The organism is Paraburkholderia yinzeri (assembly GCF_046581065.1).
Lineage (GTDB): Bacteria > Pseudomonadota > Gammaproteobacteria > Burkholderiales > Burkholderiaceae > Paraburkholderia.
This window is the reverse complement of record NZ_JBFOCJ010000002.1, coordinates 1,193,097-1,207,919: the sequence shown is the minus strand read 5'-3', so window position 1 is coordinate 1,207,919 and position 14,823 is coordinate 1,193,097. Positions and strand designations below refer to the sequence as shown.

General features: G+C 68.0%; 10 protein-coding genes. 5 read left to right on the top strand and 5 right to left on the bottom strand.

The annotated features are described in order from the left end of the window. Nucleotides 1-101: 101 nt before the first annotated feature. From purF to WJ542_RS22405, 3 genes are all read left to right on the top strand, one after another. Entirely contained in the window at nucleotides 102-1,649 is a 1,548-nt protein-coding gene (purF, locus tag WJ542_RS22415) for an amidophosphoribosyltransferase (protein ID WP_411191683.1), read from the top strand. Between the two features lie 277 nt (nucleotides 1,650-1,926). Continuing rightward, nucleotides 1,927-3,123 carry an O-succinylhomoserine sulfhydrylase gene (locus WJ542_RS22410; protein WP_411191682.1) on the top strand — a complete coding sequence of 399 codons (1,197 nt, stop codon included), beginning with the start codon at nucleotides 1,927-1,929 and terminating at the stop codon, nucleotides 3,121-3,123. A gap of 91 nt (nucleotides 3,124-3,214) precedes the next feature. Further along, on the top strand, nucleotides 3,215-4,075 hold the full coding sequence (locus WJ542_RS22405) for an MOSC domain-containing protein (protein ID WP_411191681.1): 861 nt from the start codon (nucleotides 3,215-3,217) through the stop codon (nucleotides 4,073-4,075). Between the two features lie 33 nt (nucleotides 4,076-4,108). On the opposite strand, the gene WJ542_RS22400 is transcribed toward WJ542_RS22405, so the two are convergent. Continuing rightward, nucleotides 4,109-4,906: an AraC family transcriptional regulator gene (locus WJ542_RS22400; RefSeq protein ID WP_411191680.1), complete on the bottom strand. Its 798-nt coding sequence runs from the start codon at nucleotides 4,904-4,906 to the stop codon at nucleotides 4,109-4,111. Between the two features lie 65 nt (nucleotides 4,907-4,971). After that, complete coding sequence (locus tag WJ542_RS22395; RefSeq protein ID WP_411191679.1) at nucleotides 4,972-5,313, bottom strand: FKBP-type peptidyl-prolyl cis-trans isomerase; 342 nt, start codon at nucleotides 5,311-5,313, stop codon at nucleotides 4,972-4,974. Nucleotides 5,314-5,492: 179 nt separating this feature from the next. On the opposite strand from WJ542_RS22395, the gene WJ542_RS22390 reads away from it, so the two are divergent. Beyond that, a complete protein-coding gene (locus WJ542_RS22390; RefSeq protein ID WP_411191678.1) occupies nucleotides 5,493-6,248 on the top strand; it encodes a sensor histidine kinase in 756 nt (251 codons plus the stop codon). Nucleotides 6,249-6,371: 123 nt separating this feature from the next. Continuing rightward, nucleotides 6,372-7,814 carry a hemolysin family protein gene (locus tag WJ542_RS22385; protein ID WP_411191677.1) on the top strand — a complete coding sequence of 481 codons (1,443 nt, stop codon included), beginning with the start codon at nucleotides 6,372-6,374 and terminating at the stop codon, nucleotides 7,812-7,814. A 26-nt stretch (nucleotides 7,815-7,840) separates the two neighbouring features. Here WJ542_RS22385 and treY read toward each other — a convergent pair whose 3' ends face one another. From treY to treZ, 3 genes are read right to left on the bottom strand one after another with little or no spacing between them, the layout of a single operon-like run. Beyond that, the gene (treY, locus tag WJ542_RS22380) at nucleotides 7,841-10,714 is read right to left on the bottom strand and encodes a malto-oligosyltrehalose synthase (protein WP_411191676.1); all 2,874 of its coding nucleotides are present in this window, start codon (nucleotides 10,712-10,714) and stop codon (nucleotides 7,841-7,843) included. Next, nucleotides 10,711-12,906 carry a 4-alpha-glucanotransferase gene (gene malQ / locus WJ542_RS22375; RefSeq protein WP_411191675.1) on the bottom strand — a complete coding sequence of 732 codons (2,196 nt, stop codon included), beginning with the start codon at nucleotides 12,904-12,906 and terminating at the stop codon, nucleotides 10,711-10,713. Before malQ ends, treY begins: the two co-directional genes overlap by 4 nt. Continuing rightward, nucleotides 12,903-14,819 (bottom strand): malto-oligosyltrehalose trehalohydrolase, encoded by a 1,917-nt coding sequence (treZ, locus tag WJ542_RS22370; protein ID WP_411191674.1) that lies wholly within the window; start codon nucleotides 14,817-14,819, stop codon nucleotides 12,903-12,905. The genes malQ and treZ overlap by 4 nt, the downstream gene beginning before the upstream one ends. Between the last annotated feature and the right edge of the window lie 4 nt (nucleotides 14,820-14,823).

The window sequence follows — 14,823 nt, the reverse complement described above, 5'->3', positions numbered from 1 at the left end:
CCGCTCGAAAAAGCAGCACTGCCCGCGCGGCGCAGGCGAGGCCCAGACCGCCCGCCGCTACCGCGCAGTTTTACCGATTTCGCTTTCTTGAAGGACCTGCCATGTGCGGCATCGTAGGCGTAGTTTCCCGCTCTCCCGTCAACCAGCTTCTCTATGACGCGCTGCTGCTCCTGCAGCACCGCGGCCAGGACGCGGCCGGCATTGCCACCGCGGACGGCAGCACCATCCACATGCACAAGGCCAACGGCATGGTGCGCGACGTGTTCCGCACGCGCAACATGCGCAGCCTGCCGGGCACGAGCGGCATCGGCCAGGTGCGCTACCCGACGGCCGGCTCGGCGTCGAGCGAAGAAGAGGCCCAGCCGTTCTACGTGAACGCGCCGTTCGGTCTCATCCTCGCGCACAACGGCAATCTCACGAACTGGCAGCAGCTCAAGGAAGAGATGTTCCGCGTCGATCGCCGGCACATCAACACCAACTCCGACACGGAAGTGCTGCTCAACGTGCTCGCGCACGAACTGCAGACGGCCAGCTCCGGCCTCGAGCTCGATCCGGCGGCGCTGTTCAAGGCCGTCTCAGGCGTGCACAAGCGCGTGCGCGGCTCGTACGCCATTGTCTCGCTGATCGCCGGCTACGGTCTGCTCGCGTTCCGCGACCCGTTCGGCATCCGGCCGCTGTGCATCGGCAAGCAGGAAACGCCGGAAGGCACCGAATGGATGCTGGCGTCGGAGTCGGTGGCGCTGGAAGGCATCGGCTTCGAGTTCGTGCGCGACGTGGCGCCGGGCGAGGCGGTGTTCATCGACTTCGAGGGCAATTTCCACGCGCAGCAGTGCGCCACGGCTCCGAGCCTGAACCCCTGCATTTTCGAGCTCGTGTACCTCGCGCGTCCGGATTCGGTGCTGGACGGCGTGCCCGTCTACAACGTGCGGCTGCGCATGGGCGACTATCTTGCCGAGAAGGTCAGGCGCGAGCTGCCCGACGTGAGGATCGACGTTGTCATGCCGATTCCCGATTCGTCGCGTCCGGCGGCCATGCAGGTCGCGAAGAAACTCGGCGTGGAATACCGCGAGGGCTTCTTCAAGAACCGCTACGTGGGCCGCACCTTTATCATGCCGGGCCAGGCGATGCGCAAGAAGTCGGTGCGCCAGAAGCTCAACGCCATGGGCATCGAGTTCAAGGGCAAGAACGTGCTGATCATCGACGACTCGATCGTGCGCGGCACCACCTCGCATGAAATCGTGCAGATGGCGCGCGACGCGGGCGCGACCAAGGTGATCTTCGCGTCGGCGGCGCCGCCCGTGAAGTATCCGAACGTCTATGGCATCGACATGCCCACGCGCGGCGAACTCGTGGCGCACGGCCGCACGGACAAGGAAGTGGCGCGCATCATCGGTGCGGACCATCTCGTGTATCAGGACGTCGAGGCGCTCAAGCAGGCGGTGCGCGACATCAATCCGGAGCTCAAGCGCTTCGAAGCCTCGTGCTTCGACGGCGACTACATCACCGGCGACATCACGAGCGCCTACCTCGACAGGATCGAGACCGCGCGGCTCGCCCCGCAGGCGCAGTCGGACCGCGACGCCGCGAGCGACGCGATCGAAGGCGCCGCCGCGCGTTCGCAGCTGCACCTGCAGCTCTCGGTGGAGTGAAGCGGGCCGGGAAGCCTGCGTGCCGCGACGTGCACGGCGCGCTTCCCGTGTTAGCATAGGGGCTTGCGTCGATTTGATATCAGCTTGCGGACGCGGGGCAACCCAAAACAGCTAAAGCGAAAGGCGTCGAAACCGCAGTTTGATTTCCGATCCGCCTCGCTTGTGCCTTAGTTCTGCCCCGAATACCCGAAAGCCCGCTTCTGCCGACGCAAAGCGGGCTTTTTTGCGCCCCCGGTTCTCGCGGCCCGGGGGTCTTCGAATGGGAAACAACACGAACATGGACGACACTTTCAACTTCGACACCCTCGCCGTACGCTCGGGCACGCTGCGCAGCGAGTTCAACGAGCATTCGGAAGCGCTTTACCTCACGTCGAGCTTCTGTTTCGGCAGCGCCGCCGAAGCGGCCGAGCGCTTCAAGAACTCCGAGACCGGCTATACCTACGCGCGCTTCACGAACCCGACCGTGACGATGTTCCAGGACCGGCTTGCCGCGCTCGAAGGCGGCGAGGCATGCATGGCGACGGCCTCGGGCATGGCCGCGATCCTTTCGGTGGTGATGGCCGCGTTGCAGACGGGCGATCATATCGTCAGCTCGCAGAGTATTTTCGGCTCGACGCTCGGCATGTTTTCGCAGATCTTCAGCAAGTTCGGCATCACGACCACCTTCGTCGATCCCACCGATCTCGACGCCTGGAAGAACGCCGTGCGCCCCGAAACGAAGATGTTTTTCCTCGAGACGCCGTCGAACCCGCTCACCGAAGTGTCGGACATCGAAGCAATCGGCAAGATCGCGAAGGCCGCGGGCGCGCTCTTCGTGGTCGACAACTGTTTCTGCAGCCCGGCGCTGCAGCAGCCGCTCAAGTTCGGCGCGGACGTGGTGATGCACTCGGCCACCAAGTTCCTCGACGGCCAGGGCCGCGTGCTGGGTGGCGCGCTCGTGGGCTCGAAGCAGTTCATCATGGAGAAGGTGTTTCCGTTCGTGCGCAGCGCGGGCCCGACGCTCTCCGCATTCAATGCGTGGGTGCTGCTCAAGGGCATGGAAACGCTGTCGCTGCGCGTGGAGAAGCAGTCGGCCAACGCGCTCGAAATCGCGCGCTGGCTCGAAACGCATCCGGCCGTGAGCCGCGTGTTTTATCCGGGGCTCGCATCGCATCCGCAGCATGCGCTCGCGATGCGCCAGCAAAAGGCGGGCGGCGCGATCGTCTCGTTCGAGCTCAAGGGCGATACGCCCGAACAGCAGCGCGAGAACGCCTGGCGCGTGATCGACAACACGAAGGTGTGTTCGATCACGGGCAATCTGGGCGACACGCGCACGACCATCACGCATCCGGCGACGACCACACACGGCCGCATCACGCCGGAAGCGCGTGCGGCAGCGGGCATCACGGAAGGCCTGATTCGCCTTGCGGTGGGGCTCGAGAATGCCGAGGACGTTCGCAAGGACCTTGCGCGCGGGCTCGACGCGGCGGCCTGATGGCGCTTCCTTGTTTCGTTCGCGCTACGTAGTATTTATTTCGGGCCGCCTGTCGCGGCCCGTTTTCATTCGTCGTTCGAGGTCGATTGCCATGCCTGTCATTCGCGCGCTGTTCGTGTATCCGGTCAAATCGTGCGCGGCCATCGCGCTCGACGAGGCGCCGCTCGAAGCCGAGGGCCTCAAGTGGGACCGCCACTGGATGGCGGTGGACGGGCATGGTCGCTTCGTTTCGCAGCGCGAGCATGCGGCAATGGCGCGTATCGTCCCGGCCTTCGTCGAGGGCGGCGTGCGGCTTTCCATGGCGGGCATGCCGTCTACGCTGCTGCTGCCGTTCGAGCCGCGAGGCGATGCACGCCGCGTCGCGGCGACGGTGTGGAAGGACACGTTCGAAGCGCTCGACGAAGGCGACGAAGCGGCGCACTGGTTTTCTCAGGCCGTGGGCGTGCCGCTGCGGCTCGTACGTTTCGCCTCCGACGTCACGCGTTTGTCCAGCCCGAAATGGACCCATGGCGCTCAGGTGCCGACGCAGTTCGCCGACGGCTTTCCGCTGCTCGTCACGAGCGAGGCGTCGCTCGCGGACCTGAACGCGCGACTGGCGCAGAAGGGTGCGCCGCCGGTGCCGATGAGCCGCTTTCGCCCGAATATCGTCGTGGACGGCGAGGGCGCCTTCGACGAGGATTTCATCGAGACGATGTCGATCGACGGCGACGGCGTGGTCTTGCGCTTCGCGAAGCCGTGCGCACGTTGTCCGATCACGACGATCGATCAGCAAACGGGCTTGCGCGACGCAGCGTGGCCCACCGAGCCGCTCGACACGATGGCGGCCTTTCGCGCCGATCCGCGCGTGGACGGCGGCCTCACGTTCGGGCAGAACGCGATAGTCGTGGCCGGGGCCGGTACGCGCGTGGCCGTGGGGGCCGAGGTTCAGTGGGAGTGGCGCTTTGATGAATAAGCGCGAATCACTGCGAATAAGCGCGCGTGAGCGCTAATGCGGCAACGCTCGCCATTGGCCCGGCGCGATGCCGAAGCGCCGTGTGAAGGCGTGCGTGAAGGCGCTCTGATCGCCGAAGCCCACTTCGAGCGCGACGTCGATGAGCGAGCGGCGCGGATCGGCCAGCAGCGTCACCGCCGTGTCGAGCCGCAGACGCTGGAGGTAACGGTGCGGCGTTTCGCCGAACGCCTCGACAAAAAGCTGATGAAAGCGCCGCATGCCGAAGCCGAAATGCGCGGCGAGGTCCGCAATGCGCAGCGGTTCCGCGAGACGCGCGCGCAACCAGCGATCGATGCGCGCGAAATCGGGGCCTGCCGCGGCGTCGAACGAAGCGCCGGCCAGGATGCCGGTTTGCGCAATCACGGCGGCGCAGAGCCGCGCCGAGGCATCCCAGTGAAAGCGCCGCGTGCCCGGGTCGCCGCCCGCAGGCGGCGCGGCAAGCGCCGCGCGCTGTGCGATCTGCCGGGCGAGCTGCGCGAGCGCGGGGTCGATGCGCAAGGCGCGTGCCGAATCGAAGAGCCGCTCGGGCACGGCGAGCGACGCAGCGGGCAGGTCGAGCACGAGCTGACGGTTCTCGCCGATGCCCACATAGTCGTGCTGCGCGCCGGCCGGAATCAGCCAGGCCGAGCAGCAGTCGATACGCTCGCCCACGCCTCTCACGGTCATTTCCATCGCGCCGTCGAGCCCGAGCACGATCTGGTGGAAATCGTGCAGATCGGTCTCCTCGATCGCGCCGTAGCAGCGCAATTCAACGCTGGGCGCGACGACGGGAGCGTGGTGATGCGGATTCATGGCGGGGCGAATTTGAGCCACTGCGCAAACTATGGTTTAAGACGCGGTGCAAAAAGCGGCGACGCTCAGACGTCGAGCAATTCCACTTCGAACACGAGCGTCGCGTTCGGCGGAATCACGCCGCCTGCGCCGCGTACGCCGTAGCCGAGCTGCGGCGGGATCGTGAGCTTGCGCACGCCGCCCACCTTCATGCCCTGCACGCCTTCGTCCCAGCCCTTGATGACCATGCCGCCGCCCAGTACGAAGGCGAACGGGTCGTTGCGGTCCTTGCTCGAATCGAACTTCTGGCCGTCCGTCAGCCAGCCGGTGTAGTGCACGCTGACGGTCTGGCCCGCGCGCGCTTCGGCGCCGGCGCCCTCGGTCAGGTCCTCGTACTGAAGGCCGGATGCGGTGGTCACGATAGACATGAAAGACTCCTGAATCGGATGGGATAAAGACGCTATTGTAGGCGCACGAGGCGCAACGCAGGCACGGCGCGTGCGAGACAAACCCGCCAGACGCTTTCGGGTGCCTGCCTATAATGAGGGCTGGCCCGGGGCGCGAACTGCTCTGGTTGGCCCTTCATGGGCGAGAGACGAGGACACCGATGGCGTCGACTTCCGATTCCCGATCCGAACGCACGGCGCGGCTGTGCGCCGAAGCCGCGCTGTTCATGCGCGACCATGTGCTCTCGCGCGTCTCGCATGACCTGCGCAGTCCGTTGAACGCGATCCATAGCTGGGCCTACGTTCTCGAACGCAAGATCGATGCCGCCGATCCGGCGGCGCAGCGCGCGCTGGGCGGCATCCGCACCGGTGTCGAGCAGCAGGTGCAACTGCTCGAATCGCTCGTGGACAGGACGCGTACACAAACGCGCAAGCTGCAGATCGACCGCGCCCCGTTTGCGCTCGACGCGGCGATCGACGAAGCCGTGGATGCCGTGCGCGGCGCGCTTGCCGAAGCCCGCGGGGTTGCGCTTGCCGTGCAGGGCATGCCGACGGGTCTCACGCTCGACGGCGACCGCGAGCGCCTCGTGCAGGCACTATGGTTGATGCTGGCCTTCGCGGTCGAGTCGAGCGCGCCAGGCGGGAGCGTGACGCCGGGCGTGAGCGCGACGGGCTCCGCCGTTCAGTTCGACGTGACGTGGACCGCTGTGCCGCGAGCGCTTACCGACGCATCGCTGCCGCATCTGCTGGAACCGTTTGCGCGCGAGCAGGCGCTCGAACCGCTGGAGTCGGGCCGCACGGCCTGGGTGCTGGCGTTGTGCCTGCGCGTGGCCGAGGCGCATGGCGGGCGGTTCGAGCAGCGGCCGCTGGCCGAAGGCGGGGCCACCGCGCTCGGGCTGAACGTGCCGCTGGCGTGAGCCGCGGCGGCCCTGCGGGCGTGATGCCGTCGTCGTGCGCCTTGTCTGGATGCGCTGCCCGCGCCTTACCCCCTGTCTTTCGCCCCTTATACTGACCGCTTCGCCCTACCGGAGCCTTCCGTCTTGATCCAGGTTATCGCCCTTGTCGGCGCGCTGCTGCTCGTCGCCCTCAACGGTTTCTTCGTAGCCGCCGAATTCGGCCTCGTCAAGCTGCGGCAGACGCGCGTGCAAAGCCTGGCGTCCGGGCATGGCCTGCGCGGCAAGCTGCTCGCGAAGGTGCACGGTCAGCTCGATGCGTATCTGTCCGCGTGCCAGCTCGGCATCACGCTCGCGTCGCTCGGCCTTGGCTGGATCGGCGAGCCCGCCTTTGCGCAATTGCTCTCGCCGCTGTTCGAGTTTTTCGGCGTGCAATCGGCGCAACTGATTCACGGCATTTCGCTCGTGTTTGCCTTCACGGTAATCTCCTTCCTGCACATCGTCGTGGGCGAACTCACGCCGAAGTCGCTCGCGATTCGCCAGGCCGAGAAGATTTCGCTATGGACGGCCACGCCGCTCTACGGCTTTTACTGGACTATGTACCCCGCCATCTGGACCCTCAACGCCAGCGCGAACGCGGTGCTGCGCATGGCGGGACTTGCATCGGGGCACGGCTCGGACGCCCACTATTCCACCGACGAACTGAAGCTCATCCTGCGCAGCCGCCGTGCCGCAGCCGAAGCCGAGGCTGCCCTGCGCATGCACGGCGCGAACGGTACGGGTGGTGCAAACGGCACAAGCGGCACGAGCGGCACGGGAGGCACAAGCAGCACGCGCCCGCCCGCTCTGGCAGCCGCGGCGAATACCTACAACGCCGACGAATGGAACACGCTCGCGCACTCGCTCGATTTTTCGCGCATGACCGTATCGGACCTCATGCGGCCCACGCACGAGATGGTGGGGCTGCGGCGCGACCGGCCGCTCGCCGAGAATATGCAGGTTGTCGCGCGCCATCGCTTCAGCCGCTATCCGCTGTTCGAGGACGGGTCGGGCGAGCGCGTGGCGGGGCTCATTCATCTGAAGGATCTGCTGCTCGCGCGCGAGGCCGGGCAGGCGCTCGACGATCTCGGCAAGTTCGTGCGCCCGGTGCAATATGTGAAGCCCGAGGCGCCCGCGCTCGCGCTTTTCAGGCGCTTTCGCAAGGGGGCGCCGCATTTCGCGCTCGTGGGGCGCAAGGGCGCGCGGCCCAATGGCTTCCTCACGCTCGACAATCTGCTGGGCGCGCTGGTGGGCCAGATCCACGACGAATTCCATCAGGCCGACACGGACTGGACGCGCATGGACGACGGCACGTTGATGGGACGCGGGAGCCTGCCTGTGGTGTCGCTGGAGCAGGCGCTGGGCATCGACATCGACGAAGGGCGCGCGGAGTCGGTGGGCGGGCTTGTGATTCATGCGCTGAACGATTTGCCGACCGAAGGGCAGCGTGTGTCGTTCCCGCAGTTCGACATTGTCGTGAAGAAGATGAAGGGGCCGCGTATCGTGCTCGTGCGCGTTTATCCGAAGGGGCTGGTGGACGAGGGAGGGTGAGCGGCAAGTGGACGCCGGACCTGCCTTCATGCACGCCCAGGCGCGAGATTCGACAACACCGCCACAGGCAGCACCGCGAGCACGTCGCGCACGGACAGCCGGTTTTCCCCATCCGGCGTTCGCGTGGCATTGCTGAGCCAGTCGTACCACTGGGGCTCGGCCATCCCTTGCGGCAATACCACGGCCGTATCGCTCCAACGCTGCGCCAGAACGAGCGGCATGCCATCCTCCAGTAGCGGTGCCGCGAGGCGCGTGCCGATAATCAACGCACACGAGTCTCGATGGCGGCGCGCAAACGCGACAACATGCGCCGCGCCTTCGCCGCGCACTTCGAGCGGCATATACGAACCTTCCCGCAGCAGTTCCGGCGCGCGGGCGCGCAATGCCAGCAGACGCCGCACGGTGGCGAGCTTGACGTGCGCGTCGCGCCAGTGCGGGAGTTTCGCCGAGGGCGGTTCGTCGTCGAGGGCCGCCGCGCGCAGCGCAAAGTCGACAGGGCGGCGGTTGTCCGGGTCGACGAGACTGAAATCCCATAGCTCCGTGCCCTGATAAAGATCGGGCACGCCCGGCGACGTAAGCCGCAGCGTGGTTTGCAGCAGCGAGTTGACCGCTCCGGCCGGCGCAATGCGTGCCACGAATGCGGCCAGTTCGTGCAGAAAGCCGTCGAGGCGCTGCGGTGCGAGGATGTCGAACAGAAATGCCTGGCAGTCCGATTCATAGGCCTCGTCGGGCACGAGCCAGTTGGTGCGCAGCTTCGACTCGCGCAACGCCTTCAACTGCCACTGTGCGATGCGTTCGGCGAGCGCCCGGACGCCCGCTTCGTCGCCGGGGTCGAGCGCGGGCGGCCAGCAGCCCACGAGCGTCTGGTACAGCATGGCCTCTGCGGTCGGGCCGGGCGCCCAGTCGGCGCTGCCCGCGCCGCCGTTGCGGCGGTGCGGCTGATTCAGCGTGGACCACGCGCGCAGCGTCGCGCCCCAGTCTCCGGAAAGCTCGCTCAGAACGGCGAGGCGCGCCCGCACGTCTTCACCGCGTTTGTGGTCGTGCGTGGCGGTGGCCAGCAGCGCATAGGGCGCGCGCCGTTGCCGTTCCCGATTGGCGGCGTGGAACTCGTCGACGCTGCGGGCGAAATCGTCGGGGTCCGCACCGACCTCGTTGCGCGAAAGCAGGCGGCCATAGCGGTAGAGCGCGGTGTCTTCGGTCGCCTTGGCCGCGAGCGGCGCGGTGAGTTGCGAGAACAGCGCGAGCGCCGTGCGTTGTGCGATGAGCGCATGGCTGAGCGGGCCGTTGGCCGGGCCATTCGGCGCTGCGCTTTGCCCGCGTTGCGGTTTCGTGCCGGGGGGCGTGGCCGGTGCCATGGCAGGCGCGGCTGGCGGCGCGGCGTCGGGCGACCGTCCGCCCAGCCACGCATCGACCTGTTCGAGCGCGGCGCGGTTCGCGCGGGGCAAGGCTCGCCGCGCGGCGTCGAGTGCCTTGTCGAAATAGCGGTTGTCGAGCGGCCCGCGCAGCCCGTTCACAGGGTAGATGCGATACACCGGAAAGTGCATGGCAAGCTGCGCGATGGCGCGATGCACGCTCGCATACGTGAAGTCGCGCGTGGCGGGTTGCTCGCGCGCGATGCGGTGCAGGGCGCGCGCGGCGTGGTCCAGTTCGGCGGCGAGATACGCGGCCAGCACTTCGCGGCGTGCGTCGAGCGCGACGCGCGCGAACGGCGCATCCGATCCGCTGATGGCCGCCCACGCTTCGGCTAGCGGCTTGGCGCCGGCTGGATCGTGTAGCAGCGCACCCACGTCGTTCATGAAGTCGTAGCCCGTGGTGCCCTGCACGGCCCAGTCGTCGTGCAACGCTTCGCCGTGCGCGAGGATCTTCTCGACCACGATATACGGCAGCGTCGCGCGCAACGGCAGCAGCCGCTGGCGCAAACGCTCGCAGTATTCGCGCGGGTCCGCGAGTCCGTCCACATGATCGACGCGCAACCCGTCGATCACACCGTCCGCGTAGAGCCGGAACACGAGTTTGTGCACGGCCTCGAACACGTCGTGCCGTTCCACACGCACGCCTGCAAGGGCGCTGATGTCGAAGAAGCGCCGCCAGTTCACTTCGTCGGTGGCCGTGCGCCACCATGCGAGCCGGTAGTGTTGGCGCTCGAGCAGGCGGTGCAGCCGCTCGCGCGGCACCGGGTCGGTGCCTGTATAGGCATCGAGCACGAAGTCGAATGCGTCCGTGCCGTTGCGTTCGGCGAACGCGCGCAATGCGTCGCGCGCGGCTGCCGCGCGTGGCTGGTCTTCGGGCTGCGTCGTGAGACCCTGGAACGGCGCGGCCAACGCATCGAGATCAGCGCGGTTCGCCGATTGCAGCAGTGCGGCGTAATCGGTCGGGCAGATCGGGCAAACGTGCGGCCCGTACGCCACGAAGAAGCGCCCTTCGCACGCGTCGAACTTCAGTTCGATGCGGCCCGCGGCCAGTTCTTCGCCGTATTGCGCGCCGAGGAACGGCATCAGCACCTTGCCGCGCAGTACGGGGTCGGGCGAATGCCAGTCCACGTCGAAGTGGCGCGCAAAGGCGCTATGGCGTCCCCATTCGAGTATGTCGAGCCACCATGCGTTGTGCGCGCCACCCACGCCCATGTGGTTCGGCACGATGTCGACGATGAGACCCATGCCGCGTTCGTGCAGCTTCGCGGCAAGGCGTCTCAGGGCCGCCTCGCCGCCCAGTTCCGCGCTGACCGTGCCGTAATCGACGGTGTCGTAGCCGTGCATCGAGCCAGGCTGTGCCGTCGTGATCGGCGAGGTGTAGAGATGGCTGACGCCGAGCGCCGCGAAATAGTCGAGTTGCGCGAGCGCGTCGTCGAAGGTGAAGTCGTGATGTAGCTGCAGGCGCAGCGTCGCGCGGGGCAGGGTCATGGCGTCGGACCGGTGAGCGGCGCCGCATGCGCGCCGGGGTCGTGGAGAGACGCCGTGACTGCCTCGCGCGCTCGGACGACGCTCTCGACGCGCGCCGCGAACCCGGAATCCGCGTAGAGCGCATCGACAGGCAGCGGCAGGCGCTGTCGCCAGTTCGGATGCTCGTCGATCGAGCCCGGCAGGTTGGGTTGCTCCGCGAGCCCGAGCAGGTCTTCGAGCGGGCAGGTCACGAGCGGGCTCGCCGTGGCGCCGACATAACCGAGCGCGGCCTCGACGGGCGCCCGCTCCGCGGCCGGCACGGGCGCGTCCTGCGGCGCGAATCCCGCTTGCTGGAGCGCGTGCCACAGCTCGGTGCGATCGGCGGCGCGCTGCGCGTGCTCGAGCGCTACCGGGTCGCGTCCGTCCGCGCGCGGCAGCGTCTGGCCGATGCGGTTGCGCCAGTCGATGTCGAGGCCGCGCCACCAGCCGGCAACGGTCGGCAGGTCGTGCGTGGTGGTGGTCGCGATGCCGTGCGGGTCCCAGCGCCGCGGGGCGAGAAACGCGTTGCCGTGGCGCTCGAACCAGAGCACGCGGATGCCGTAGAGCGCATGCGAGGCGAGCCGCTCGCGCAGGCCGGGCGGCACGGTGCCCAGGTCCTCGCCGATCGCGATGGCGCGATGACGCCACGATTCGAGCGAGATGAGGCGCACGAGGTCCTCGAACGGGTAGCGCAGATACGCGCCGTGCTTCGCGCTTTCGCCTTCGGGCACGAGCCAGAGGCGCCGCAGGCCGAGGATGTGGTCGATGCGGACGCCGCCCGCGTGCGCGAACGCGGCGCGCAGCATGTCGATGAAGGCGCGAAAACCGTTGTTGTGCAGTGCGCGCGGCGAGAACGTGGTGAGGCCCCAGCTCTGGCCGGCCTGGTTGAAGAGGTCGGGCGGCGCACCTACCGAGACGCGTTGCAGCATGTCGTGCGGCAGCGACCAGGCGTGGCTGCCTGCGCCGTCGCAGCCCACCGCGAGATCGGCGATCAGGCCGATCGACATGCCCGCTTCGCGTGCGTCCTGTTGCGCACGCGCGAGGCCGGCGGCGGCCAGCCATTGCAGGAAGCGGTGGAAGTCCACTTCGCGGCGACGCTCCACGGCAAAGGCGGCCACCTCGGGGCTGCGCGGGTCGCGCAACCCGGCGGGCCAGTCGCGCCAATGCGCGTTGCCGCCGGGGTTCGCCAGCATCGCAGCCTGCAGTGCCTCGAAGCGCGCGTGATCTTCGAGCGCTTCGCCGCCGCGTGCACAGAAGTCGTCGAACGCGGTGGCGCGCGGCGAGCCGCTCGTGCGCTCGTCCTGGTCGAAGCGTTCGAAAAGCGAGCGCAGCACTTCGAGCTTGAGCGGCACGGCCCGTTTCCAGTCGATTTGCGCGCGTGCTTCGAGCTCCTGAAAGACGCCTTCGGCGTGGACGGCGACGCTCGCCTCGTGCGCGGCTTGTGCGCCGAACATCGCGGCAGGATCGATATGCGCGACGTTGAGCCAGAGCCGCGACGAAGGCGCATATGGGCTGAAATGGCCAGGCAGTGCGCTGAACATGGCATGCGTCGGACTCACGGCCAATGCCTGGGCGCCGTGGCGCGCACTCTCCGTGGCCAGCGTCGCCAGCGCGCTGTAGTCGCCGATGCCGCCGTCGCCTTTACGTCGGAGTCCGTAGAGTTGCGCCGCCACGCCCCACTGTGCGGGCACCCGTGCGGTCTCGCCGTGGCGCGCGCGCCAGGCGTCGGCGACCGTATGGCAGTGCGGTGGCGCGACGGCGAGCGTGAGCCGGTGGTCGTTGACCGTGAGCGTGTGATAGCCCGGTTCGCTGAGCGGCGCGAGCAGCGCGGTCTCGCCTCGCGGCGCGGTGAAACGTCCTTCGATGTGCTCGCCGCTTTCGAGATCGATGCGGTAGTGGCTGCCCGAACGCACCGCCGAGGCCGGCAGGGCGATGGCGCTTTCATATTCGGCCGTGATGAGCGGCGGCAAGCGCCGTGCCGACTGCTCCGCGTTCAGGAGAGACGCGCTCTGGCGCAACTGCGTTGCGTTCGCGCAGGGCAGGCCCGCGCATTCGAGCAGCGCTTCGAGCGTGCTGTCCGGCACGCGCTGCATGGCGCCGTGCGCGTCGGACCATTCGACTTCGAAGCCCGCGCGCGCGGCAAGACTTGCGAGCGTTTCCCTGCGCGGATTCATGCGCGCGGCTCCTCGCGCGGTACGGCGAGCGCGTCGTGCAGGCGTGCGTACTCGGGTACGTCGCCGGTCAGCCACGCCACGCAGGCGTGCTCGGCGAGCACGCCGTTTGCGATGCGGTCGCGCGCGCGCGGCGGTGTTTCGAACACCACCATGCCTTCGGGCTCCGGTTCGAACCGCACGCCTTCGTGGCCGAGATTCAGGGCGATCGTGAGCACCACGTGGTCGGCGAGGCGCCAGCGCGCGACGAGCGCCGCGAGGTCGTTGCCCGCGTCGTCGGCCAGCACGGTCGCGTCGAGCGCGCGCGCGTGGGCGAGGCGCGGCATCAGGAGGTGCGCGCGCACCGCGAGCGCCGACTTGTAGAAGTGCATCCATTCGGACCGCTCACCGTCGAGACGGGTGTCGAGCGCCGGCGACGAATTCGCGAACGTCCGCGGGTCGTTGGGATCGGGAATCTGCTCGCGCCGCGTGGGATCGGCAAATGCGCTGAATGCCGCGAACTCGCGGCGCCGTCCCTCGCGCACCGCATCGGCGAGCTGGCCCGTATACGCCGTGAAGTACTGGAAGGGCTGCGTCGAGCCGTATTCCTCGTCCATGAACAGCATGGGAATCTGCGGCGTAAGCAGACACAGCGCCGTGGCCGCGCGCAGTGCGTCGTCGTTGCGGCTGAGGCTGCGAAGCCGTTCGCCGAAAGCGCGGTTGCCGATCTGGTCGTGGTTCTGCAGGAAGGTGACGAACGCCGTGGGCGGCAGATGCGCGCTCGCCTCGCCGCGCGGCTTGCCGTCATGCGCCGGCGAGGCTTCGCCCTGGTACGCGAAGCCTTCGGCCAGCACGCGCGCCAGCAGGCGGATGGGATGTTCCGCGAACGAGCGGTAGTAGCCTTCGCTTTCCCCGGTCAACAGGACGTGCAGCGCGTGATGCGCGTCGTCGTTCCATTGCGCGTCGAAGTGGGCCTCCAGCAGGTTTGCCGCGTTGTGCTCGTTCTCCAGCACCAGATGCACGTGACGGTCGGGCTCCACGCGCGCCCGGACGTGATCGGACAGCTCGCGCAGCCAGTGCACGTTGCCGATGGCGTGCGCGGCATCGATGCGCAGGCCGTCGAAGCGATACTCCGAGAGCCAGTACAGCGCGTTGTCGCAGAAGAAGTCGCGCACTTCCAGACGGTCGAAGTCGAGCGCGTCGCCCCACGGCGTTTTCGTGCCCGCGCGGAAGAACGGCTTCGCATACTGGCCGAGCCAGTTGCCGTCGGGGCCGAAGTGGTTGTAGACGACGTCGATGAAAACCTGCAGACCGAGACCGTGCGCGGTATCGACCAGGGCTTTCAGTTCGTTCGGACTGCCGTAGGCCGCGTGCGGCGCGTAGGGCAGCACGCCGTCGTAGCCCCAGCCGCGCTCGCCCGCATAGTCGTTCAGCGGCATCAGTTCGACGGCCGTCACGCCGAGCTTCGCGAGCGCCGGCAGCCGTTCGGTCACGCCCCGATAGCCGCCCAGCGTGCCCACGTGCAGTTCGTAAAGCACTGTTTCTTCCCAGGGCCGGCCGCGCCAGTGCGCGTGCTGCCAGGCGTAGGCGCGCGGATCGAGCACCTCGCTCGGGCCGTGCACGCCCTGGGGCTGGAAGCGCGACGCGGGATCGGGCACCGCCTGGCCGCCGTCGATGCGGTAGCGGTAGAGCGTGCCGGCGCCGCACGGCGCTTCGGCTTCGAACCAGCCGTTGCCCGTGGGCGTCATGTCGAGCGGTGCGGGCGGCGTGCCGCCGTCGGCCGCGCCTTCGAAAATCACCTGAACCGTGCGGCAGGACGGTGCCCAGAAACGAAAGCGCGTATGCGGCTGCGCGCGCGCCGCGCCGGTCAGTTGCGCGCCGAACGGCAGGCAATGCGCGTAACGCCGGGCGTGCGGATCGTGTGAGGTCGAGGACATGACG

Coding starts and splice junctions, on each gene's coding strand:
- purF (WP_411191683.1), top strand. CDS start 102: ATGTGCGGCATCGTAGGCGTAGTTTCCCGCTCTCCCGTCAACCAGCTT.
- WJ542_RS22410 (WP_411191682.1), top strand. CDS start 1,927: ATGGACGACACTTTCAACTTCGACACCCTCGCCGTACGCTCGGGCACG.
- WJ542_RS22405 (WP_411191681.1), top strand. CDS start 3,215: ATGCCTGTCATTCGCGCGCTGTTCGTGTATCCGGTCAAATCGTGCGCG.
- WJ542_RS22400 (WP_411191680.1), bottom strand. CDS start 4,906: ATGAATCCGCATCACCACGCTCCCGTCGTCGCGCCCAGCGTTGAATTG.
- WJ542_RS22395 (WP_411191679.1), bottom strand. CDS start 5,313: ATGTCTATCGTGACCACCGCATCCGGCCTTCAGTACGAGGACCTGACC.
- WJ542_RS22390 (WP_411191678.1), top strand. CDS start 5,493: ATGGCGTCGACTTCCGATTCCCGATCCGAACGCACGGCGCGGCTGTGC.
- treY (WP_411191676.1), bottom strand. CDS start 10,714: ATGACCCTGCCCCGCGCGACGCTGCGCCTGCAGCTACATCACGACTTC.
- malQ (WP_411191675.1), bottom strand. CDS start 12,906: ATGAATCCGCGCAGGGAAACGCTCGCAAGTCTTGCCGCGCGCGCGGGC.
- treZ (WP_411191674.1), bottom strand. CDS start 14,819: ATGTCCTCGACCTCACACGATCCGCACGCCCGGCGTTACGCGCATTGC.